The organism is Streptomyces sp. NPDC006798 (assembly GCF_040635975.1).
Taxonomy (GTDB): Bacteria; Actinomycetota; Actinomycetes; order Streptomycetales; family Streptomycetaceae; genus Streptomyces.
In genome coordinates this window covers 54968-77319 of sequence record NZ_JBEYIS010000029.1, presented here as the reverse complement: position 1 = coordinate 77319, position 22352 = coordinate 54968, and the positions used below count along the sequence as shown (strand labels likewise).

The 22352-nt window shown below is 73.9% G+C and carries 18 protein-coding genes and 1 pseudogene; 11 read left to right on the top strand and 8 right to left on the bottom strand.

From position 1 onward, the window contains the following. The first annotated feature begins 89 nt into the window (after positions 1 to 89). On the top strand, positions 90 to 956 hold the full coding sequence (locus ABZ714_RS20790; RefSeq protein WP_358826744.1) for a DUF1932 domain-containing protein: 867 nt from the start codon (positions 90 to 92) through the stop codon (positions 954 to 956). 86 nt (positions 957 to 1042) lie between these two features. Beyond that, positions 1043 to 1519 (top strand): NUDIX hydrolase, encoded by a 477-nt coding sequence (locus tag ABZ714_RS20785; RefSeq protein WP_358826743.1) that lies wholly within the window; start codon positions 1043 to 1045, stop codon positions 1517 to 1519. Positions 1520 to 1634: 115 nt separating this feature from the next. Here the strand turns inward: ABZ714_RS20785 and ABZ714_RS20780 are convergent, their stop codons facing one another. From ABZ714_RS20780 to ABZ714_RS20765, 4 genes are all read right to left on the bottom strand, one after another. After that, entirely contained in the window at positions 1635 to 2237 is a 603-nt protein-coding gene (locus tag ABZ714_RS20780; RefSeq protein WP_358826742.1) for a transcriptional regulator, read from the bottom strand. After that, positions 2234 to 3304, bottom strand: coding sequence for a PEP/pyruvate-binding domain-containing protein (locus tag ABZ714_RS20775; protein WP_358826741.1), 1071 nt, complete (start codon positions 3302 to 3304; stop codon positions 2234 to 2236). The genes ABZ714_RS20780 and ABZ714_RS20775 overlap by 4 nt, the downstream gene beginning before the upstream one ends. Positions 3305 to 3307: 3 nt before the next feature. Next, complete coding sequence (locus tag ABZ714_RS20770; RefSeq protein ID WP_358826740.1) at positions 3308 to 3694, bottom strand: DNA-binding protein; 387 nt, start codon at positions 3692 to 3694, stop codon at positions 3308 to 3310. Positions 3695 to 3866: 172 nt separating this feature from the next. Then, positions 3867 to 5531: a bifunctional 3'-5' exonuclease/DNA polymerase gene (locus ABZ714_RS20765; protein ID WP_358826739.1), complete on the bottom strand. Its 1665-nt coding sequence runs from the start codon at positions 5529 to 5531 to the stop codon at positions 3867 to 3869. A gap of 265 nt (positions 5532 to 5796) precedes the next feature. Here ABZ714_RS20765 and ABZ714_RS20760 point away from each other — a divergent pair, with 265 nt between their 5' ends. From ABZ714_RS20760 to ABZ714_RS20735, 6 genes and pseudogenes are all read left to right on the top strand, one after another. Further along, positions 5797 to 6417 (top strand): lipoprotein, encoded by a 621-nt coding sequence (locus tag ABZ714_RS20760; RefSeq protein ID WP_358826738.1) that lies wholly within the window; start codon positions 5797 to 5799, stop codon positions 6415 to 6417. 145 nt (positions 6418 to 6562) lie between these two features. Then, positions 6563 to 7177: a lipoprotein gene (locus tag ABZ714_RS20755; RefSeq protein WP_358826737.1), complete on the top strand. Its 615-nt coding sequence runs from the start codon at positions 6563 to 6565 to the stop codon at positions 7175 to 7177. Positions 7178 to 7247: 70 nt separating this feature from the next. Next, the gene (locus ABZ714_RS20750) at positions 7248 to 8570 is read left to right on the top strand and encodes a DUF2786 domain-containing protein (RefSeq protein ID WP_358826736.1); all 1323 of its coding nucleotides are present in this window, start codon (positions 7248 to 7250) and stop codon (positions 8568 to 8570) included. Between the two features lie 477 nt (positions 8571 to 9047). Next, complete coding sequence (locus tag ABZ714_RS20745; RefSeq protein ID WP_358826767.1) at positions 9048 to 9776, top strand: class I SAM-dependent methyltransferase; 729 nt, start codon at positions 9048 to 9050, stop codon at positions 9774 to 9776. An 85-nt stretch (positions 9777 to 9861) separates the two neighbouring features. After that, a pseudogene (locus ABZ714_RS20740) lies at positions 9862 to 11004 on the top strand (pyridoxal-phosphate dependent enzyme); the annotation flags it as partial. 362 nt (positions 11005 to 11366) lie between these two features. After that, positions 11367 to 12581: an ATP-grasp domain-containing protein gene (locus ABZ714_RS20735; protein WP_358826735.1), complete on the top strand. Its 1215-nt coding sequence runs from the start codon at positions 11367 to 11369 to the stop codon at positions 12579 to 12581. 218 nt (positions 12582 to 12799) lie between these two features. Here the strand turns inward: ABZ714_RS20735 and ABZ714_RS20730 are convergent, their stop codons facing one another. After that, the gene (locus ABZ714_RS20730; RefSeq protein WP_358826734.1) at positions 12800 to 13930 is read right to left on the bottom strand and encodes a nitroreductase; all 1131 of its coding nucleotides are present in this window, start codon (positions 13928 to 13930) and stop codon (positions 12800 to 12802) included. A 275-nt stretch (positions 13931 to 14205) separates the two neighbouring features. On the opposite strand from ABZ714_RS20730, the gene ABZ714_RS20725 reads away from it, so the two are divergent. Both ABZ714_RS20725 and ABZ714_RS20720 read left to right on the top strand, forming a co-directional pair. After that, a complete protein-coding gene (locus tag ABZ714_RS20725; protein ID WP_358826733.1) occupies positions 14206 to 16686 on the top strand; it encodes a SpoIIE family protein phosphatase in 2481 nt (826 codons plus the stop codon). 317 nt (positions 16687 to 17003) lie between these two features. Continuing rightward, positions 17004 to 19286 carry an ATP-binding cassette domain-containing protein gene (locus ABZ714_RS20720; RefSeq protein WP_358826732.1) on the top strand — a complete coding sequence of 761 codons (2283 nt, stop codon included), beginning with the start codon at positions 17004 to 17006 and terminating at the stop codon, positions 19284 to 19286. A gap of 98 nt (positions 19287 to 19384) precedes the next feature. On the opposite strand, the gene ABZ714_RS20715 is transcribed toward ABZ714_RS20720, so the two are convergent. The 3 genes from ABZ714_RS20715 to ABZ714_RS20705 form a co-directional block, all read right to left on the bottom strand. Then, entirely contained in the window at positions 19385 to 19810 is a 426-nt protein-coding gene (locus ABZ714_RS20715) for a DUF4240 domain-containing protein (protein ID WP_358826731.1), read from the bottom strand. 230 nt (positions 19811 to 20040) lie between these two features. Next, the gene (locus tag ABZ714_RS20710; RefSeq protein WP_358826730.1) at positions 20041 to 20634 is read right to left on the bottom strand and encodes a hypothetical protein; all 594 of its coding nucleotides are present in this window, start codon (positions 20632 to 20634) and stop codon (positions 20041 to 20043) included. A gap of 200 nt (positions 20635 to 20834) precedes the next feature. Further along, positions 20835 to 21083, bottom strand: coding sequence for a hypothetical protein (locus tag ABZ714_RS20705; RefSeq protein ID WP_358826729.1), 249 nt, complete (start codon positions 21081 to 21083; stop codon positions 20835 to 20837). 498 nt (positions 21084 to 21581) lie between these two features. Between ABZ714_RS20705 and ABZ714_RS20700 the strand changes: the two genes are divergently transcribed. Continuing rightward, positions 21582 to 22334: a GNAT family N-acetyltransferase gene (locus tag ABZ714_RS20700; RefSeq protein ID WP_358826728.1), complete on the top strand. Its 753-nt coding sequence runs from the start codon at positions 21582 to 21584 to the stop codon at positions 22332 to 22334. Positions 22335 to 22352: the final 18 nt, after the last annotated feature.

Genomic DNA, 22352 nt, shown 5'->3' with positions numbered 1-22352 from the left:
CGGCGGCAAGTCCACCCCGCGACCCACGACACCATGTGCCGGTGAGCGACCCGCTTTCGCACCGGACTCCCGCCAGGAGGTTTGCTGTGATGACCGTGGCTGTTCTTCATCCCGGTGCCATGGGTGCCGCTGTCGCCGGGCAGGCGGTGGGGGCGGGGCACCGGGTGGTGTGGGTGTCCACCGGGCGGGGTGAGGCGACCCGGGGGCGGGCCGGGGCGGCCGGGCTGACCGAGTGCGCTTCGCTGTCCGAGGCTCTGGCCGTGTCGGGCATCGTGCTGTCGGTGTGCCCGCCGCAGGCGGCCGAGGAGGTCGCGGCGGCCGTGGCCGGGCACGGATACGGCGGTGTGTACGTGGAGGGCAACGCGATCAGCCCCCAGCGGATGCGGTCCATCGCCGACCGGATGCCACCCGCGTGCACCGTGCTCGACGGCATGCTCAGCGGCCCTCCCCCGGCCGCGTCCCGCCCGGTCCGGTGCTATCTGGCGGGCGATCCCGACGCCCGGCGCGAGGTGGAGCGCGTCTTCGCCGGTACGCAGGTGCTCGTACGGGCCACGGAAGGCGATATCGGGTCCGCCTCCGCCCTCAAACTCGCCATCACCGGCTACCAGAAGATCTCCCGGGTGCTGGCAGGTGTCGCCTACGCGCTCGCCACCGACCACGGCGTCGCCGACCTGCTGCGGACGGAGGCCGGGCTGATGCACAAGGACATCCTCGACGACCCCAACTACCTGCCCAGCGTCGCCGCCCGCGCCTGGCGCTGGGGCCCCGAGATGGAGGAGATCGCGGACACCCTCCGGGCCACCGGCCTCCCGCCCGACCTCGCCGAAGCCGCCGCCCACGTCTACACCCGCTGGGCCCCGTTCAAAGATCAGGACCCGCCACTGGGCCCACTCCTCGACCACCTCCACGACACCCACCCCACCACCGACACCGACACCCGGGGCCGCAACGGGTAACCCGCATGAAGACGATGTACCTGTTCGGCCGTGAGCCGTCCTTTGGCGTCGACGGGGACCGGCCGGTCCGGGAGTAGGTTCGGCCTATGCCGGAGAACGAGCACGAGCAGCGTATGGCGCGACCCCGGGTCGCGGCGGGTGTCCTTTTCTTCGACGGTGTGGGGCGGGTGCTGTTGGTGCGGCCTTCCTACAAGCCGGGGTGGGAGATTCCCGGGGGCTATGTGGAGACCGGTGAGTCTCCGCTGGCGGCCTGTCGGCGTGAGGTGGCCGAGGAGTTGGGGATCAAGCCGGTCATCGGGTCGCTGCTCGTGGTCGACTGGGCGCCCGCGTCCGCCGAGGGGGACAAGATCCTCTACGTCTTCGACGGCGGCGAACTCGCCCCGGACCTGGCAGCGTCGGTCCGGCTCGCCCCCGATGAACTACTCGCAGCCGACTTCCACCCGGTGGCCACCCTCCACGAACTGCTCGTACCCCGGCTCGCCCGCCGGGTCGAACAGGCCCTCGCCGCCCGCCAGGAGCAGCGCACCCGCTACCTCGAACACGGCACACCACCAGAAGGATGACGGTCCTCTGATCAAGGCCGAGTTGCAGTAAACCGTTCACGGTGGTGCAGGGTCCCTGATCGGGCCTCCCTCGGATCGAATCGGTCCCCTGCGGCACCCGACCGGCTGCGGGTCTTCACCGTGACAGTTGCAGCGTCGCGAGCAGGTCCTCGTGGAGTTCGAACCAGACCCGGTGGCAGGAGTCGCGGTCCGTGCCCGTGATCCATTTGGGGTCGGAGGTCGCGCGGTGCAGCGCCGCCGTGAAGCGGTGGTGGTAGCCCGTGAACCGGGGGAGGCGGGCCGTCAGGCGGGATTCCAGGCGGGCCAGGACGCGGGCGTGCCGGTCCAGGGCGGTGATCGTGGCGGAGAGGGTGACCCGTTGCGCGCCGATCGACATCTCCGTGAGCTGCCAGGCCGTGCAGGCCGCCGCCACCTGGTCGTTGAGGGGGAGGAAGTCCCGGTAGACCTGCTCCACCTCGGTACGGGCTCCCGCCGCGTCGAGTTCGGCGGCCAGCAGGCCCTCGCCGTGGCGGATGCCGGATTCGGTCAGGGACCAGCCGTTGTCGCCGCCGAAGCCGGTGTAGGCCGCCCAGCCCCGGGCCTCCGCGTCCAGCAGGTGTTCCTCGGTTTCGGCCGGGGTGAGTCCGGCCCGTTCCGCCAGTCGGGCGGCGGTGGCGTGGCCGAGGGTGCGGGTGGCCTGGAGGACCAGGAGTTCGGCGGGGGTGGTCCGGTTCGTCATCGGTCCGTCCGTTCGTCTGCGGCGGTCACGGTGCCTCGGGTGCCGTCCACGGTCACGGGCCGCCCATGGGCGATGAGGGTCATGGCGTCGTCGGCCGCGAGGACGGCGGGGATGCCGAACTCGCGGGCCACGATCGCGGCATGGGCGAGCATGCCGCCGGTCTCGGTGACCACCGCCGCCGCGCGGGCCAGCAGCGGGGTCCAGACCGGTGAGGTCGTACGGCAGACCAGCACACCGCCGGGGGTGAACCGGTCGAAGTCGTCGGGGCCGGTGATGACCCGGGCGGGGCCGGACGCGATGCCGGGTCCGGCCGGTGTGCCGGTGACCAGCGGCTGCCCGGCCGGGACCGCCGGTGGTGGCACAGTTCCGGGCACCGTGGTGACGGGGCGGGCCTGGAGGATCCAGGTCCGGCCGTCCGCTACGGCCCATTCGACGTCCTGCGGGCAGCCGAACAGGTCCTCGATCCGCCGCGCGGTCCCGGCGAGTTCGGCCACCTCCCCGGCCGTGAGGACGCCGTCGGCATCAGGGCCCGTACGCGCCCCGGCGCCGACGATCCAGCGCTCCGGGGTGACGGCGCCCGACACCAGACCCTCCCCCGGCCCGGCGACCGCCTCGATCACCGTTTCGTCGGCGCCGGTGACCGGGTGCCGGGTGAAGATCACCCCGGCGGTCTCGGCGGCCACCATGAGCTGTACGAGCACCCTCGGTTCCGGTGCCGGGCCGCCCGTTCTGGCGGCGTAGGCGGCGGCCCGGTCGCCGTCGGCCGACTCCGAGCAGCGGCGTACCGCGTCGGCGACCTCGGCCGGGCCGGTGGCGTCGAGGGTGGTGTGGAGCTGGCCCGCGTACGACGCCGCCGCCCCGTCCTCGCCGAGCGCGGAGGACCGTACGGCGTACGGCCCCGGGCCCAGGGCCCGCAGGGCGGCGGCGAGTTCCCGCTCCCAGCCGGGATCGCGGGGGTCGGTGATCACGAATCCGGCCGGGACCGCGAAGCCCGCCCGCAGCAGCCGGGCGAGGTGGGCGGCCTTGGTGCCGCAGTGCGCGGTGGCGTCGGAGAGGGCGACGAACACCGGTCAGCCCTGCTCGATCGGGCCGGTGATACGGGCCTGCAACCGGTTCAGGCGCTGCTGGGCGGCCTGCGGGGAGTCCAGGCCGAACGCGCCCGCGATCCGCGGCCAGGTCATTCCCTCGGCCCGGGCGGCGAAGAGCAGTCCCGTCTCGATCTGGTCGAGTTCGGAGCGTGCCGACGCCAGCAGCTTCAGCCCCGCAGCCAGCACCTCGGGTCCGGCGTCGGGTTCGCGCGCGAGCCAGGCCGCGAACCGTACGAGATCGGTATCGGCGGCCGGGCGGCCCGGGGGCTGCCACGGCCTGCGCGCCAGCTCCTCCGCTCCGGCGGCGTTGAGGACCGCGCGGGCCCGGTCGAGTTCGGCGGCGTGGTCGCGGTCGGCGCTGCTGCTCATGCGCCCATTGCAGAGCATCAACATCGCATTGTCAACGTGATGTTGAGACGACAGATGGCGGCCGGGGCGCTCTCGTCACAGGCGCCGGCGCTGATGCCGGTGGGGGTACCGGAGCCGGAGGGGGACGTACCGGGGCATCACACCGTGATCGTCCGCGCCCGCCCCCAGCGGCTCACTTCGCGTCCGCGTAGCACTCCACGACCGCCGTCGTGAACGGGAATCGGACCGGTGTCTCACCGAACGCGATCCGGCCCGCCAGCGCGCCCGCGTCCCGGACCGCCGCCGCGACGGCGTCCGTCTCGTCCGCCGGGCAGTGGACGATCACCTCGTCGTGAAGGAAGAACACCAGTTCGGCACGCATTCCCGTGAGGGCTTTGCGCAGGGCCGCGAGCAGCAGCAGGGACCAGTCCGCCGCCGCGCCCTGGACCACGAAGTTACGGGTGAACCGGCCCCGGGCCCGCGCGCCGGAGAGGTCGGACGGCGACACCGTCTCGTCGTCCTGCGGCAGCCCCGCCTCTTCGCTCTCCGCCGCGCCCGACACCGGGGGGCAGGTCCGGCCGAGCCAGGTACGCACCAGCCGGCCCTCCTCGCCCGCGCGGGCCGCGTCGTCGACATAGGCGACCGCCGCCGGGAAGCGGCGGCGCAGCGCCGCCAGGTTCTTCAGGCCGTCGCCGGACGTCTGCCCGTAGACCGCGCCGAGCAGCGCCAGCTTGGCGTCCTCGCGGTCGCCGGAGAAGCCGCGCGCGGCCAGGGTCGTATACAGATCGCCGTCATGGCCCGCGACCTCCATCAGACCGGGGTCGCGGGAGACCGCGGCCAGCACCCGGGGCTCCATCTGGTCGGCGTCGGCGACGACCAGCCGCCAGCCGTCGTCCGCGACGACGGCCCGGCGGATCACCTTCGGTATCTGGAGCGCGCCGCCGCCGTTGGTGGTCCAGCGGCCGGAGACCGAACCGCCGGGCAGATAGCCGGGCCGGAACCGGCCGTCCCGCACCCAGTCGTTCAGCCACGACCAGCCGTGCGCCACCCAGATCCGGTAGAGCTTCTTGTACTCCACCAGGGGGGCGACCGCCGGATGGTCGATCTCCTCCAGCTCCCAGCGGCGGGTCGACCGCAGCCGGATCCCCGCCTCCCCGAACGCCTTCACCACATCGGCCGGGAGATCCGGCCGCACCCGCCGCCCGAAGGCCGCCGACACCTCGTCCGTCAGCTCCGCCAGCCGCCGCGGCTCGCCGCCGCCCGCGTACCGCTCGCCGAGCAGGTCCGCCAGCACCTGCCGGTGGACATCGGCCCGCCACGGCAGCCCGGTGCGGTTCATCTCCGCCGCGACCAGCATTCCCGCCGACTCGGCCGCCGTCAGCAGCCGCAGCCGCCCGGGGTGCGCCGAGGCGTCGTGCCGCCGCTGCTGCTCCGCGTAGACCTCCAGCAGGGACTCCAGCGACAGCGGGACCGGTCTCGGCTCGAAGAGCGACGACTGCGCGCCGGGCTCGGCGGCCCTCGGCGGCGGATCCGGCGGCACGGGTCCCTTCCGCAGCCGGGCGAGCGCCGCCGCCGCGGACCGGGGCTCCCCGGATCTGCCCTCGTGGCCGAGGAGCAGTTGCTCGGCCACCTCCATGTCGTAACACCGCTCGACGCGGACCCCGGCCGCCAGCAGCCGGGGGTAGCTGTCGAAGGTGGACCGCCATACCCAGCGGTCCACCTCCGGACGGGACCGGACCGCCGTCACGAGATCCCGCTCCTCGACCACGGGCCCGGCGGGCAGCCCGTCGGGGCGGAGGGGGACGAGTCGCGCCCCGTCGCCCTCCGCCGCGGTCGCCACCGCCCATCGCTCCGCCATACCGGAAGTCTTCCACCCGGGTCTGACAACGACCGGTCGACAAGCCCGTGACCTGCGGAAAGTTCATCGGAGGCGGGCCGTCAGCAGGCTTGTGCCCGAGGATCCGGGCGACGGGGTACGGAACCGGCCACCGCCCACGGGAATGGCGCCCCGGCTGTCGGGCCCGACCCCCTATGATGACCCGTTCACACGGCGGCGCAGGGGGCGCCGACCGTCCGTCCCCGGTGGTCTCACCCGGGGGCCTCGCGTGGGGGGATACCTGAATATGGCACGGCACGGCATGCGTCACGGCGTACGGACGGCTCTCACGGGCGGGACGGCGGTCATCGCCCTCCTCGCCACCGGATGCTCCGGCTCCGACGAGGACTCGAAGGCCAAGCCCGCGTACGACACCAAGACGAAAACCCAGCGGATCGGCGCGGCCGGGAGCACCTGCGCGCTGCCCGTCACCTTCGAGATCCCGGCCGACTGGAAGACCGCCGCAGCCCCTTCCGAGGCACAGCACCTGCTGACTGTGGGTCTGTCCGAGATCGTCTGCGAACTGGACGCCCGGCACGGCGGCACCACCGGCTTCGTCCGGGTCTACCTCGACCGGTCGCGGTCCTCGACTCCTCGGTTCGCCGTGGAGCGCTTCGTGACCGAGAACAAGCTCGCCCAGCGGAAGAACGTCGAGTACCGCGACACGAAGGTGGGCCCGTACGAGGCGGTCGAGGTCTCCTACGAGGGCCACAACGAGACCTGGGACGCCCGCCAGAAGGAGACCCACATCGGTTTCAGGACCCCGAAGGGCCTGCTGGTGCTGGACGTCGACGCCCAGGACCCGATCGACCACGATGCCCTCCTCCCCGAGCTGGACCGCATCAAGGACAGCCTCAAGGGGGCGTGACGGGCCCCGGGGACGGGTGTAAATCACGTCGTCACCCGCCGACCGACCGCCTACGATGACGCGTTCACGTCGTGGCGCAGGGGGCGCCGGGCGCCCGTTCCCGGCGGGTTCACCCGGGGTCTCATCGACAAGAGGACGACAGAACATGGCCCAGCGCGGCATCGGAACGGGGATCACGGTCGGCGCGGCGGTCATGGCACTGCTCGCCACCGGCTGCTCCGGCTCCGACAAGGACTCGAAGACCGAGGCCGAGCCCTCGTACGACACCAAGGTCAAAACCCAGCGGATCGGGGCGAAGGGGAGCACCTGCGCGCTGCCGTTCACCTTCGACACCCCGGCCTCATGGAAGGTCACCGCGGCCAACGCCGCCCTCCAGGAAGTGATGACCATGGGCATGGCCGAGATCCTCTGCGAACTGGACGCCCGACATGGCGGCACCTCGGGGTTCATCCGGATCTACCACGACCCTTCGCAGTCCACGACGGCCCGGCTCGTCGCGGAACGCGCCGTCGACGACAGCAAGCTGACGAAGCGGAAGAACGTCGTCTACCGCGATACGAAGGTGGGCCCGTACGAGGCGGTCGAGGTCTCCTACGAGGGCTACAACGAATTCTGGGAGTCCCGCCAGAAGGACACCCAGATCGCCTTCAGGACCCCGACGGGCTTCATGGTGCTCGACATCGGCGCCATGGACCCGATCGACCACGACGCCCTCCTCCCCGAGCTGGACCGGATCAAGGACACGATCGAGGAGTCGTGACGGGCCCCGCCAGCGGGCGGGACGGGCGGGCGGGGCCGGGGTGTAGGGCCGCGCACCGCATGATGGGGGGATGAGCAGCACAGCCCCACCCGGCCCCGGGCCCGGCGATCAGCCCCGGACCACCGTCGAGCGCGCCCTGGCGACGGCTCTGTACGCCGAGGGCGCCGGGGCGCGGGCCGACGGAAGAGGCGGGAAGACCGGGAAGGCCGGGGCGCGGAAGGCGGGGTCGTCCGCCGTCGACGCCGCGATCGATACCGCCGCGTCCCTGCTCGCCGCCGATCCGGGCGCCGACGCGGAGCTGTCGCGGCGCGGTGAGGAGTTCGTCCGGCGGGCCTGGGAGCGGGGGTGGCAGCCGGCCGACGTCGTCCGGCTGGTCCGGCGCGATCTCGGCGATCAGCATGTGCGGATCGTGGCGGAGCTGGTCCGTACGGAGGCCCGGCGCTATCCGGCCGCCGGGCTGCCGCCCCGCTGGGCCGCGCAGCTCGGCGACCTCGCGGCCGGGGCCGTACCGCCGTGGCGGGCGCCGGACCGGTTCTCGTACGGCACCGCCGTCCTGGAGCTGTACCGGCTGCTGCTGCGGCTGCCCTCGATCGAGCCCGTCGGACCCGTGCCGGGGACCGTATCGGGCGGCCTACGGGGAGCCGCGGTGACCGCCGCCGCGGCCGTACCGCCGTCCGCGTACGAGCCGAAGGCGCTGACCCGGATACGTGCCCTGCTCGCCAAGGCCGAGGCGACCGACTATCCGGAGGAGGCCGAGGCTCTTTCGGCGAAGGCGCAGGAGCTGGCGGCCCGCTACAGCGTCGACGCCGCCGCCCTGAGCGGCGCGGGCGGGGACGCGGCCGGGCGGGCGGTGCCCGGGGCGTGCCGGATCGGCGTGGAGCCGCCGTACGAGACGGCGAAGGCGATCCTGCTCGACGCCGTGGCCGGGGCGAACCGCTGCCGCGCCGTCTGGAACGGGGAGTTCGACTTCTCCACGGTCGTCGGATACACCGCCGACCTCGACGCCGTCGAGCTGCTGTACACATCCCTGCTGGTCCAGGGGACCGCCGCGATGACCCGGGCGGAGGCGGCGCAGCGCGCGGGCGGACGGCGGCGGACGAAGACGTTCCGGCAGTCGTTCCTGATGGCGTACGCGGCCCGGGTCGGCGAGCGGCTCACGGCGGCGGCCGACGCGGTCACCGGGGCCGCGCCCGCCGATCTGCTGCCCGTGCTGGCGACCCGCGAGGTCGCGGTGGCGGCCCGGGCGGACGAGCTGTTCCCCCGGACCACGACGACCCGGGTCCGGGGCGTGGACGACACGGCGGGCTGGAACGAGGGCCGGGCGGCGGCGGACTCCGCCCGCGTCGGCCCGGACCGGCCCCCGCTGCGGGGACCCGACCGGGAGCGGGAGTGAGCGTACGGCGGCTCCGAACGGCCGCTCCGTGTGTTCCGTGTGCCGGGGCCGTACGCGGGACAGCGGGGCGCAGCGGGGGCGCTGCGGCCGGGGGCGACTTCCGGCCGCCGGACCGGTCCATCCGGCGGGAACTCGACGCCCGGACCGGCCGACCACTGTCGGGACGGACACGTTTCACCGGACACGTTTCACCGGACACGGCGGACCCGCCCCGGCGGCCGGGGCCATGTCACCGCCTCTGCCTCTACCCGTGCCCGCGTCCGTGTCCATGTCCGCGTCCGTGCCGGACCACGACAGCGGGAGGCCACCGCGATGGAGCAGAAACCCCGGGCCCGGGCAGCCCGGGAGAGCCATGAGCCATGGGGGACCCCGGAGGGCCCCGGTGTACCGCGGGCGGTGCGGGAGGCCCCGCCCGGCGGCCCCGACCCGGCCCCCTGGTACGCGGACGACGCGCTCTGGGTCGACTTCGCGCCCGCCATGTTCTCCGACCGGCGGGCGGGTGCCGTCGCCGGTCTCGTCCGTGACTCCCCGCTGCTCGACTTCCCCGCCGGGACCCGCGTCCTCGACCTCTGCTGCGGGCCCGGCCTCTTCCTCGGGCCACTGGCCCGGCGCGGCTACCGGGTCACCGGCGTCGATCTGAGCGCGCCGATGCTGGCCCGGGCCCGTACCGCCTGCGCCACCGGGACCGGTCCCGGGACCGCGACCGCGGGACCCGGTGAGGAAGTCGAGCTGGTCAGGGCCGACATGCTCGACTTCGTCCGGCCCGGCGCGTACGACGTCGTCCTCAGCCTCTTCACCTCCTTCGGCTACTTCGCCGACCCCGCCGACAACCTCCGCGTCCTGCGCAACGCCCGCCGCTCCCTCGCCCCCGGCGGGCGGCTGCTGGTCGACGTCATGGGCAAGGAGGTGCTGGCGGGCTGGATCGGCCGGCCGCAGGTGGTCGACCTGCCCGACGGGTCGTACGTCGTCCAGCGGGACACCGTCCTCGACGGCTGGCGGCGGCTGCGCACCGACTGGACGCTGGTCCGCGGCGATACCGCCCGTACCGCCGCCCTCCACTCCTTCCTCTACAGCGGCGCCGAACTCCACGACCTCTTTATGACGGCCGGGTTCACCGGTGTGGAGTGTTACGGCGGTTTCGACGGCGGCCCGTACGACCAGCACGCCCGGCGGCTGATCGTCGTCGGCCACGCGCCACCCGCGTAACGCGGCCCGCGTAGCGCCGGACGGGCTGCGTCGCGTCCGGACGGGCGCCCCCTCCCCGCCACTCCCGTAGAAGGAGCCCCACGCCATGCCCGCATCCGCATCCGCACCTGTGAGAGCACCCGCAACACCCACAACATCCGCCCCCGCTCACACAACCGTCCACGAGCACATCACCGACGCCCTGAAGGACCCCGCCTTCGTCCGGCTCAGCCCGACGACCGTCCTCGCCAGGTTCGAGACGATGAAGGTCTACGCGGCCCTGGGCGCCGTCCGGTCCCTGCTGGAGTCCGGCCGGATCGCCCCCGGTCAGACCGTGGTCGACAGCTCCAGCGGGATCTACGCCCTGGCCCTCGCCCTGGCCTGTCACCGCTACGGGCTGCGCTGTCACATCGTCGCCTCCACCACCGTGGACGCCGCCCTCCGCGCCCAGCTCGACGTCCTCGGCGCGACCGTGGACCGGATGCCCCCGTCGCGCAGTCTGCGGCTGGACCAGGAACGGCGGGTACGGCGCGTCCGCGCGCTGCTCGCGGAGCGGCCGGGGTTCCACTGGATGCGGCAGTACCACGACCGGATCCACCACGCGGGCTACCGCGACTTCGCCGGGCTGGTGGCGGCCGCGCTGCCGCCGGGGCCGCTGACCGTGGTCGGCGCGGTCGGCACCGGCGCGTCCAGCGGCGGGCTGACGGCGGCGCTCCGCGAGGGCGGGCGGGCGGTACGGCTGGTCGGCGTCCAGCCCTTCGGCAGTGTGACGTTCGGCAGCGACCGGTTCAGCGACCCGGAGGCCATCATCGCCGGGATCGGCAGCTCGATCCCGTTCGGGAACGTCCGGCACGAGCTGTACGACACCCTGCACTGGCTCGACTTCCGGCATGCGATGGCGGGCGCGGTCGCCCTGCTCCGGCGGCACGCCGTCTTCGCGGGGCTCTCCACGGGCGCCGCGTACCTGGCCGCAGACTGGGAGGCCCGGGACACCAGAGGTGTGGGAGATGTCAGGGGTATAGGAGACGTCAGTGACGCAAGGGGCGATCAAAACCCTCAGGGGATGACATATCTCGTGCTCGGCGCCGACACCGGACACCGGTACACGGACCGGGTATTCGCCCGGCACGCCGAGGCCCCCGACCCGGCCGGACTGCGTCCGGAGGTGATCACCGGTCTGGAAGCACTGCGTCCGCCGTGGGCGGTGCTGGAATGGGCCGGGCGCCCCGCACCCCCGGGAGCCCGTACGGACGGAACGGCGGCCGACCCCGCGTCCCGTACCGAACCGGTCGCGGAAGCCCCCGTGTCCCGTACCGAACCGGTCGGGGACGGCACCGGCCCCCGCGCCGAGCCGTTCGGGACCGGGGCCGGGACCCGTACCGGACCGGCCGGCGCGGGGGCCGGGACCCGTACGACCGGTGCGGGGCCCGGACCTCGTACGACCGGTGCGGAGGCCGGACCTCGTACGACCGGTGCGGAGGCCGGGACCCGTACGGCCGGGGACACCCGCGCACCCGGCGCGGCCCCGGCGGCGGCCGGACCCCGGGCCGCGAACGGCCGTTCTCCCTCCCGAGCCCTCCGAGCCCCCCACACCACCCCAGGAGCCCCCCGGTGACCATCGCAGCCCTCGAATCCCTCTCCTTCGGACTCGAACGTCTCGCGCTCTCCGCCGCCGTCGCCGGGCACCGGCTGGCGCTGCTCACCGGCGACCGGAGCTACTACCGCCACGAGCTGGCCACCATGCCCGAGGGAGTCCTCGACATCGTGGACGTCGACACGGCTGACCCGGTCGCGGTCCGCCGCGCCCTGGCCGGACTGCCCGACCTGGCCGGGCTGGTGAACATCACCGACACCTGGAGCGTCCCGGCCGCCGATCTCGCCGCCGAACTGGGGCTGCCGGGGCCCGATCCGGCGGACGTACGGGTACTCCGCGACAAGTCCGTCGTCCGGCGGCGGCTGCACGCCGCCGGGCTGAGCCGGATCCTGCCCGCCGCGCATCCGGCGCTGGTCCGGCTGCCCGCCGTGCTCAAGGACTCGGCGGGCACCTCGTCCCAGGGTGTGTGGATCGTCCACGACGAGACCGAGTTGCGGGCGGCGCTGGCCGAGGCCGCGGCGGGCGGCACCAGCTTGAAAGGACGGCTGTTCGCCGAACCGTTCCTCCCGGGGCCCCTGTACAGCGCCGAGACCCTCAGTTGGAAGGGCGAGACCCGGCTGCTGGGCGTCTCCAGCCGGTATACGTCCCGGACGCCCGCCGTCCGGGAGGAGAGCGCCGCCTTCCCGGTCGGGCTGCCGCCGGGCCGGCACGAGACCCTGGCCCGCTGGGTCGCCGACGTACTCGCCGCCGCCGGACACGACCAGGGGTTCGCCCATGTCGAGTTCGTCGACACCGCCCACGGCCCCGAACTCGTCGAGATCAACCGGCGGATCGGCGGCGCGCTGATCGCCGAGGCGCTCTGCCGGGCGCTGGGGACGGATGTCTACGACGCGGTGATCGAGGGCGCCCTGGGGCTGCGGCCGACCCTGATGGACGGCCCCCTGGTGGCGCCCTTCACCGGACCGGCCGTCGCGTTCGTCCTGGTCTACCCGGACCGGCCGGGCACGCTGACGGGATGGCGCGGGCTGGAGCACCTGGCCGCGTTCCCCGGGAACGTGGAGTGGTTCCCGGTCCGCGCGCCCGGTGAGGCCGTCCACGACATCGGCGACCAGCGCGGCTGCACGGGCATGGTGCTGGCGGAGGCCGAGACCGCGGAGCTGGCCCAGCACCGGGCGTGGAGCGCGGCGACGACCGTACGACCCCTGATGGGGCCGCTGCCCGCGGACGGCTGACCGCCGCCGACGCCCGACCGCCCGCGCCGGGCGGCAAGGCCGTCGCCCCGCCGGGCCGTGGAAGCGTCGCCCCGCCGGCCGGCGAGCGGATCAGCGCCGCGCCCGGTGGCCGGGGCGGCCTGCGCCAGGAGCGGCCCGACGGCCGTGAGCAGTCCCCCTGATGTTCCAGACCGGCGGCGGGCGCACCCCGGCCGTACCGCTCGACGCGGCGGCCGGTCTCACGGCCGAGCGCCCGGACCGACCGTGAGTACGTCCCCCACCGGCCTGCGCCGGGTGACCGGGCCCGGGGGGCCGTAGCCGAGCCGGATGACCATGTGGACATGGCCCATCGCGGACGCCGGGTCGCGGACCGCCCAGCGCAGATCGCTCCACTCCAGCGCCTGGGAGGCGACGGAGGTGGCGAGGCCGTCGAGGGTGGCTTCGAGGAGGACGCGTTCCATGGCCTGGCCCGCGCGCAGCCAGTCCGCCGGATGGTCGCGGACCGTGCCGAGCAGGGCCAGCTGGGGGGAGTCCTCGAAGACGGCGGACTCCCGGACGAAACCGGGATCCGGGCCGGGGGCCTCCGCCGACCCGGCCACGGCGGCGGGCGGCGGCCCGGGGTCGGCGATCCGGTCGCCGGGGGCCGGGGGACGCGGATCGGCCGCCGACGGGCCGGGCGCGAAGTCGCGGACCGGGGCCCCGCCGCCCCGGCGCCGGGGGCCCAGGGCGTACCGGGGAATGCCGTCGTCCGCCACGCCGCCCTCCGCCGGGTCGCCGATCCAGTGGGCGATCTCGGCCCGGTGCGCCGGATCCTCCTGTTCGCGGGCGAGCGCCTCGCCGCTGAGTTCGAGGATGGTCCGCCGGTGGAAGGCGTCGGGGAAGGCGAGTCTGGCGCCCTCCATCAGGGCCGCCCGGCCCAGCACGTCGAGCAGCGACGACTCGATCCGCTCGGCGTCGAAGGGGGCGCGGCTGGTGTGGCGGCGGCGCAGCGCCGGATACAGCTCGGCGAGTTCGTCGTACGACTCCGGGCGCCGGGCGACCAGGGAGACCTCGGCCAGCAGATCGGGGTCCTCGGGGTCCGGCAGCAGTTCGGTGACCGCCTGCCACCCGGCGTGCGCGGCGGCGACCCGCAGATTGAGCACGGCGGCGGCACAGCTGATGTGCAGGGCGCGGCGCTCGGGGTCGGTCGACGGCAGTTCGCGGGCCGGATCGGCGCGGATCGTGAACGTCCGGCCTCCGGGGTCGTAGCGGAAGAGCCACGGCTGGGCGTTGTGCAGGGAGGGGGCGAGGGTGGCGTCCTCGACGAGCGACGCGATCAGCGCGTCGTCGAGGGGCAGGGCCTCGGCGGGTGCCGCGGGGGTCGGGGACACGGGTATCGGCTTCCTGCTGGGGGCCCCGCCCGGGTCGCGGCGGGGTCCTTCCAGCGTCGCCGGGGGCCTGCCGGAGCGAAAGGCCAAAAGTCTTATATGGTAAATAAACCAATAGAACTGGATTTTTACCCGGCTTTTTATCGGCGCCGGGTCTCCGGTGCCGATCCGGTGCCGGGGCGGGGGCGGTCGTGAGGACAGCGGCACGTTCCCCGGGGAGACTGGTCCGGACGACCAGCCCGTGAGCGACGTCCCTCTCCGTGAGGAGGTGGCGGCAGATGACGGCCGAGGAGTACGGCAGGAGTACGGAAACGGACCCGGGGACGGCCCCCGGAACGAATCCGGACCCGGGAGCGGCAACGGACGCGAGCCCCGGGGCCGGATCCGGAACCGAGGCCGGGGCCGGGGCCGGGGCCGGGGGCTGGGCGAACCGGCTGCTGACCGCCCCGGACCCGGCCGCCCTGCTGACCCGCGCGCTCACCGACGGCCTGGCCGGTCTGGGCGCGTACGGCGGCTCCGTCTTCCTGCTCGACGGGGACGGCTGGCTGCGGCTCACGGTCCACGAGGGCACCGACGAGGAGAGCATCCGGCGGTTCCCGGTGGTCGCCCCGGACTCCCCGCTGCCCGCCGCCGTCGCCGTACGGGAGCTGCGAACGGTCTACGGGGTCTCCGACGAGCTGGTGGAGCGCTATCCCGATCTCTCGGCGATGCGGACCTCGGTACGGTTCGCGGTCGTACCGCTGACCGCCGACGGCCGGACCTTCGGGGTGCTGGTGGTCCAGTACGACGGGCCGGTACCGCTGCCGCCCGGGGACGACGCCCTGCTGACCGCCGTGGCCGAGGTGTACGCGCACCGGCTGGAACGGCTCCTCCTACGGGACCGGGACCGGGACCGGGACCACGGCCACCGGGACCACGACCGGGACCATGACCGGGGCCTGGACCACGACCGGGCCGGGGAGTCCTCGGGGCAGCCGGAGCCCGGCCCGGGCACCGTCCCCGGACCGTCGTCGTCGGCAGCGGCAGCGGCAGCGGCAGCGGCGATGAAGGCGGCGCCTCACAAGAGGACCGGGAGAACCGGGAGGACCGGGGGATCCGGCAGCCCGGAGCGGCCCACCGGCCGTACCCGGCTCGAACTCGCCATGTCCAGCGGCAATATCGGCTCCTTCGAGTGGGACATCCCCTCCGGTACCGTCATCGCCGACGAACGCGCCATCCGGCTCTTCGGCCTCGACCCCGACCGCTTCGACTCCCTCGCCGAGTCGTTTCTCCGCACCATCCACCCCGACGATGTCGACCGGATCCGCGATGTCATCGCCGACAGCCTCCAGACGGGCGAACACCACGCCGCGCACCGGGTCGTCTGGCCCGACGGCTCCGTCCACTGGCTGGAGTCGAAGGGCGCGGTGGAGCGCGACCCCCACGGCGGGCCCCGGCTGATGATCGGGGTCGTCTGGGACGCCACCGACGAGCGGGAGCGGGCGAAACGGCGGGAGACCCGGCGGGAGTTCGTCCTCAAGGTGACCAACTCCTTCGCCTCCGCGCTCTCCACCGAGGACGTGGTCGACACCATGACCGGCACGGTCCTGCCCGAGCTGGGCGCGAGCGCGCTGGCCATCCATATCGAGCACGAGGGGCGGCTGCTGCTCGCGGGCGCCGTCGGCTATCCCCGCGAGACGCTGGACCGGCTGCGGGTGATGGGAACAGTGGACGACAACCCGCTGGCGGAGGCCCTGCGCGCCGGACACCCCCTCTTCTTCCGGAACCGCGCGGAGTACGTCCGGCGCTTCCCCGACCCCCGGGTCCGGCCGTCCGAGGAGCACGGCGCGTACGTCCTGATCCCGTTGACCTCCGCCGACGGCACGGTCGGCAGCTGTCTCATCTCCTACGAACACCCCCGGGAGTTCGGCGCCGACGAGCAGATCGTGACCGCCGCCATCGCGGGCATCCTCACCCAGTCACTGGCCCGCGCCCGGCTCTCCGACCTGTTCCGGCGGCGGATGACCGAACTCCAGGAGCTGATGATGCCGCGCGCGCTGCCCCGGCTGCCCGGCTTCGAGATCGCCGCGCGATATGTTCCGGCGGCCGAGGGCATGCAGGTCGGCGGGGACTGGTTCGATCTGCTGCCGCGCGAGGACGGCGGCGCGTCCCTGGTGATCGGGGACGTGGAGGGGCACAGCGCGCAGGCGGCGGGCGTGATGGGCCAGCTGCGGACGGCGCTGCGGGCCCACGCCGACGACGGCTACCGGGCCGAACGGCTGATGGCCCGGGGCAATCGCACCCTCTGGGGCCTCGATACGGACCGCTTCGCCACCTGCTGCATCGTGGACGTCTCCCCCCGCTCCGGACACCTCCAGATCGTCCGGGCCGGACACCCGTCGCCGCTGCTCGCCGAACCCGACGGCACGGTCCGGGAGCTGGAGGTCCCCGGCGCGCTGCCGCTCGGCTACACCCCGGCCGACCGCTACCCCGTCTACCACGGGCGGCTCGCGCCCGGGGCGGCGCTGCTGCTCTTCACCGACGGGCTGGTGGACACGCCCGACCGGCCCTACGAGGACGCGGTGGCCGCGGTCTCCCGGCGGCTCTCGGCCTGGATGACCCGCCCGCAGCACGGCGGTACGGACCGGACGGCGGATCTGGAGGCGCTGGTGGAGAGTCTGGTCTCGGACGGACCGGCGCATCCCGGCTACGACGACGTGGCGGTGCTGGTGGTCCGCCGGACGTCGTGGGAGTCGGGCCCGGTGAAGCTGGCGGGCTGACCGGCCCCGCGCCACCCGGAACCCGGCCGGCCCTCGCGCCCGCCGCCCGGACACCCGCCGCTCGGCCACCCTTCGCCCCGTTGCCCGCTAGATATGCCCGGCGCCCATGCCCCATGGCACAAGCGCCGCCGTCCCGGGGTGGAAACGGCCCTTTCCGTCCGATGAGTTCACCCGCCGGAGGAGTGTGGCGGACGGGGGGACGTACCCACTGACCGAGACGGGTGGCTCGTATGACACAGCGGGATACCGGCGCAACAGAGACCACGCAGACACCAGGTACGCGGACCCGGCGGACGGGGACGAAGGCCGGGGACACCATGGGACGGGCCGCACGGGACGCCCGTAAGGAGGCCACGGCGACACCGTTCGCCCAGGACGGGACGACCGGACCGGAGACCGCGTCGCGGAACCGGACCGCGAAGGACGACTCGCCCCCGGGGGGCAAGGGGGGCAAGGCGGCGACCGCCCCCGGCGGACACGTCAACGGCGGCCCCGGCCCCCGTACGAAGGAAGCGGGCGGCCCCGGCCCCCGTACGGACAAGGCGGGCGGCCCGGCGAAGGACTCCGCCGGGCCCGGCCCGGCCGACGCGAAGTCGTCCCGCGAGAAGACCGGCCGGACACCCGGCGAAACCCCCGAATCCCCTGAAACCCCCGAGGCCCCCGAATCACCCGATCCCCCCGAGGAGGTATCCGAGTCCGAACGACTCCTCTTCGGCGGCCCCCTGCGCTACGAGGCGGGCTGGAGCACCCATGACGGATCGTTCCTCGAACTGAACCTCCGGGCCATGATCGTCCGGATGCCGGGGCTGATCGCCGCCACGATCGGACTGGCCAACCGGGCCGATCCGCGCGCCCTGCGCCGGGTCGCGGGCGCCGAACTCGGCGGCGGCATCGCCCAGGCCGTCGGTCTGATCGCGGTCAACCAGGTCCTGGTCCATCTCCTCGGCGGCGGCGCGACCGTCGACCGGCTGATGGCCGCCGTCCCGGCGCTGATCGCGGTCGCGCTCACCGCGGTCGTCGGCGCGCTGCTGCGGTCGGTCTCCACCGCCGGTACCGGCCGGCTCGAACCCAAGGTGTTCCGGGTCGCGACCGAGGAGTATCTGGAGCGGGTCGCCCGGGTCGAGCTCTCGGCGGTCGAGGACGAGCAGTTCCACAAGCTGCTGGACTCGGCCCAGTGGGGCGCGGAGTCCGCCCGCCGGATGATCCGCTTCTCCACCTCGGTGGTGAACGCGGGCATCTCCCTCGTCGCGGCGGCCGGGGTACTGACCGTGCTCCATCCGGCGCTGCTGCCGCTGCTGATGCTGATGACGATGCCCAGCGCGTGGAGTTCCCTCACCATCGCCCGCCGCCGCTATGTCTCCTTCCATACCTGGGTGCAGCACGCCCGGGCCGGTCAGCTCCTCGGCCGGCTGCTGATCGACGCCCAGGCGGCGCCGGAGGTACGGGTCCACAACATCGGCCCGTTCCTGCTGCGGCACTTCCGGATGATGGCCGAGACCGGGGAGCGCGAGCAGACCCGGCTGGCCGGACTCGCCGCCCGTACCGGACTGGTCGCCTCCGGCTGGACGGGGCTGGCGACGGCCGGCACGTACACCACCCTCGGACTGCTGCTCTGGACCGGCACGATGGATCTGGCGGTCGCCGGGACGGCCGTCATCGCGATCCGTACCGGCTCCGCCAACCTGGAGTCGCTGGTGGTCCAGCTCAACCTCCTCTACGAGGAGAGCCTCTTCGTCTCCGACCTCGACACCCTCTGCAAGGAGGCCGACCGGCGGCTGATCCCCGTCACCGGCCGCCCGCTGCCCGAACACGTCGGCGCCGTCCGGTTCGAGAACGTCAGCTTCACCTACCCCGGCGACCACGGCACCCCCGCCCTCGACCGGGTCGACGTCACCATCCCCGCCGGGCGGATCGTCGCCCTCGTCGGCAACAACGGCTCCGGCAAGTCGACCCTCGCCAAACTGCTCTGCGGGCTCTATCCGCCCGACACGGGCCGGGTGATGTGGGACGACGTGGACGCCACCGAGGCCGACCGGGCCCAGCTCTTCGACCGGGTCGCGGTCGTCGCCCAGGACTTCTTCCGCTGGCCCTTCACCGCCCGGGTCAATGTCGCCATCGGCCGCCCCGACGCCCCCCACGACGAACCGCTGCTGGACGCGGCGGCGGCCTACGCGGGAGCCGACGAGACGGTCGCCTCGCTCCCCCGCGGCTGGGACACCCTGCTGGCCCGCGGCTACCGGGGCGGCCACCAGATCTCCGGCGGCCAGTGGCAGCGCCTCGGCATCGCCCGCGCCCGCCACCGCGACGCCCGGATCCTGGTCGTCGACGAACCCACCAGCGCCCTGGACGCGGAGGCCGAACAGCGCGTCTTCGACCAGATCCGCGACATGGCGGCGGACGGCCAGACGATCGTCCTGATCACCCACCGTCTGCACAGTGTCCGCCATGCCGATGTGATCTACGTCCTCGACCAGGGCCGGGTCGTCGAACACGGTTCGTTCGGCGAACTGATGTCCCCCGAGGCGACCGGCGCCTTCCGCCGGATGTACACGGTCCAGTCCCGCCAGTACGCCTACGAGGAGGAACCGGCCCTGGACTGACCCGTACCGCCCCCTGATCCGTACGCCCCGTACCGCCTCCCGCCCCCGGCCCGGTCCCCTGCCCCGGCCGGGGGCGCGTACGGCCGAGGCGGCACCCGTTACGACCAGCCCTCCTTGTTCGTATACGACTCGTAGGAGTAGCGGGTCGCCCGGTCCCACTGCTCGCCCGTGAGGTGTTCATGGGCCCGGTCCGGGACGTAGAGCAGGGCTTCGGCCCAGACGAGGTCCCCGGCGTACGGGGCGAAGAGGGCCGGATCGGCGAGGACCCTCTCGTAGACGGCGCGGCCCTCGGCGACCACCGCCGCGCGGGTGTAGAGGAAGGCGTCGCCCGAGAGGTCGGCGCCGAACTCCCGGCGGTCCAGCCGGTACAGCGCGTGCGAGAGTATCTCCGCGAAGCCGGTGATCTCCGACAGATGCCCCCGCGAGAGCCGGGCCGTCAGGGCGTCGGCCAGCAGGTCGGCGTCCGGGTCGTCGCCCACGGGGCGGCATTCCTCGATGAGCTGCCAGAAAGAGTCCTCGTCCATGGAAACGAGGATGCACCGGACCACTGACAACGGGGCCGTACCCGGATGAATCCGCTTCCGGGCCGCCCCATCCGCCGCTTCCCGGCCAGCCGGTGGCGGGGTGGTGACGGCCGGGTGACGTCCGGAGTGACAGAGCCCTCGGCGGTTCGGTGACAGTCGAGGTAGTGGGGGTTACGGACCGCGTCACACCCCGGTGACACGGGGCGTCCCGGCCGGTGTCGGGGGCGGGTTCACGGTCCGGGTGACAGGTGTGTGACGGTCGGCGTGACGGATTCCGTGACGGTTCGGGGCGGGCCGGTCCGGGTGCCCTCCGACGCCGGATCCGGATCGTCCGCCGGGGAAGTCGGGCGACTGCACACCGGGCCGGGGGCCAGTAGCCGGCGGATGCGCGCGTACTCGGCCGCCATCTCCGGTGTGGCGAGGAAGTCGTCGAGGGAGGCGGACACCTCATGGTCGATGTCCTCGATGGAGCGGACGGCGAGTTCGCAGAGCTCGCCGCGCCGGTTCTGCTCCAGGTAGTTCTTCCAGTGCTCCAACGCGGTGACGGCGGTGAGGACTCCGGTGTCCAGGCCGTCGTCGGCCAGGATTCCGCCGTCGATCGTCACCAGCAGGTCGTGCAATTCGGCGGCGCTCATCATCAGGACGTTCGCGCACCCGGTGGTGAGTGCCGTACGGGCATCCTCGGTGAGCTCGTCCTCGGCGGCGCGCAGCAGCTCCGGCCGCACCAGGCGGGTGACGGTCCGCTCCGCGAAGGCGCGGGCACTGTCCTCGGTGGCCTCGGTGACCAGCCGGAGAATGCTTGCCTCGACCTCGCTGTAGTTCACCGCCGCAGCCTACGGCGTGCCTGACGCCCCAAGTTGGCCGGCAGAGGACACCGGGCTGTCGCGAGGCCGTACGGCCCGCCGGGCGGCGGGCGGTCCCGCGGCCGGGGCTCAGTCCCAGCCCGGGTCGACGAGCCGGGAGTCGAAGAGATCGGCCGGGGCGGCGCCCGGGGAATCGGCCGAGGTGGCGCTGTCGAAGAGTTTCATCGCTCTGCTGAGGTCCGTTCGGAATCGGGGTCGGCGGTCGGATCGGGCTCCCCGCCGGGCGCGGCCGACGGCTCGGGGGCCAGCTCCAGCAGGTCGTCCTCGTACGGATACGGCTCGTACGCGGACCGTGGTCCGGGGGCGGGAGGTAGGGGGGGCGCGGGGGTCGCTGTGTTCTCGGGGGTCGCGGGGATCGCGGGGGCGGCGGGGCTCTCACCGGAGCCGTCGGCGGGCGGCGGGACGGACATGGGCTTCTCCTCCTCGGACCGGGGTTCGGGGCCGGGTCGGGGGCCGGGTTCGGATCGGGGCGAGGGTCGGGGGCCGGGTTCGGGGCCGGGCGATTTCCGGTCAGGCAGCCCCGGCGCCGACTCCGTACCCGCTCGTTCGACGGGTACCGCGCGCCCGGCTCGGCGTACGGTGCGAAGGGACGGGGCGGGCAGGGTCGAAGGCATGGAAACCTCACGGTGACGGAGCGTCGGGGCGGGCCGGACGCGGTCCGGCCGCCGACGGACGACGGCGACCGGACCGTCACCGTGCTACAGGGCGAAACGCGCCGCCGGGTTCCCTGTCGGGGCGGCTTCTCCCCAATCGTGTCCGGATTTTATGCCTGGCGGACCGGCAGCGGGAGTGGTCTCGCGATCGTCCACGCGATCCACCGGGCGCCACCACATATCCGTTCGCCCCCTTTTCGATCCCCTGCGATCCTTTCCGCGTCCGCCGTCGGATCCACCCGCCCATGAGGTCATATGACAACCGATGTACAGAACTTCGCCGTCGCCAACCTGCGTCGCCGCCCCGAGCCGGTCGAAGTCGGCGGTTTCGTCGCGGGGTTCGACCCGTCGACCAAGGAGCCCTATCTCAACTACGCGACTCCGCTCGCCGGTTGCCGCCCCGCGGATGCCGATGTCGCGGCGCTGATCGGGGCGTTCCGGGAGCGGGGGCTGGTGCCCCGGCTGGAGTTCGCGCCGGACGCGGCGCCCGAGGTGGCTCCGGCGCTGCGCCGGGCGGGGTTCGTGACGGAGGCGACGCACAGCTATCTGGTCTGTACGCCGGAGGCCCTGACGCCGCCCGCCGGGCCCGGGGCGCCGGTGGTGGAGACGCCCGGTTCGGACGAGGAGTACGCGGCGGTGGACGCGGCGCTCTCGGCCGCGTTCGGCGGGGAGTTCGCGCCGTCCGCCGAGGGTGTGGCCCGGCTGCGGCGTACCGAGGAGTCCGGGGGCGCGACCCGATTCGTACGCGCCCCCGGCGGCCTGGTCGCGGGGGCGGGGACCTGTTCGCCGCCCGCCGAGGGGACGTCCGAACTGGCGGGGGTCGGGACGCGGCCGGAGTTCCGGGGCCGGGGCGTGGCCGGAGCGGTGACGGCGGCGCTCACGGCGGCCCTCTTCGGCCGGGGCGCGGAAACGGTCTGGCTGGAGGCGTCGGGGGACGGTTCGCGGCGGGTCTACGAACGCCTCGGCTACCGGACCTCGGGGACGCGGCTGTATCTGCGGCTGCCGTAGCGGGCCGGAGGCCGGGTC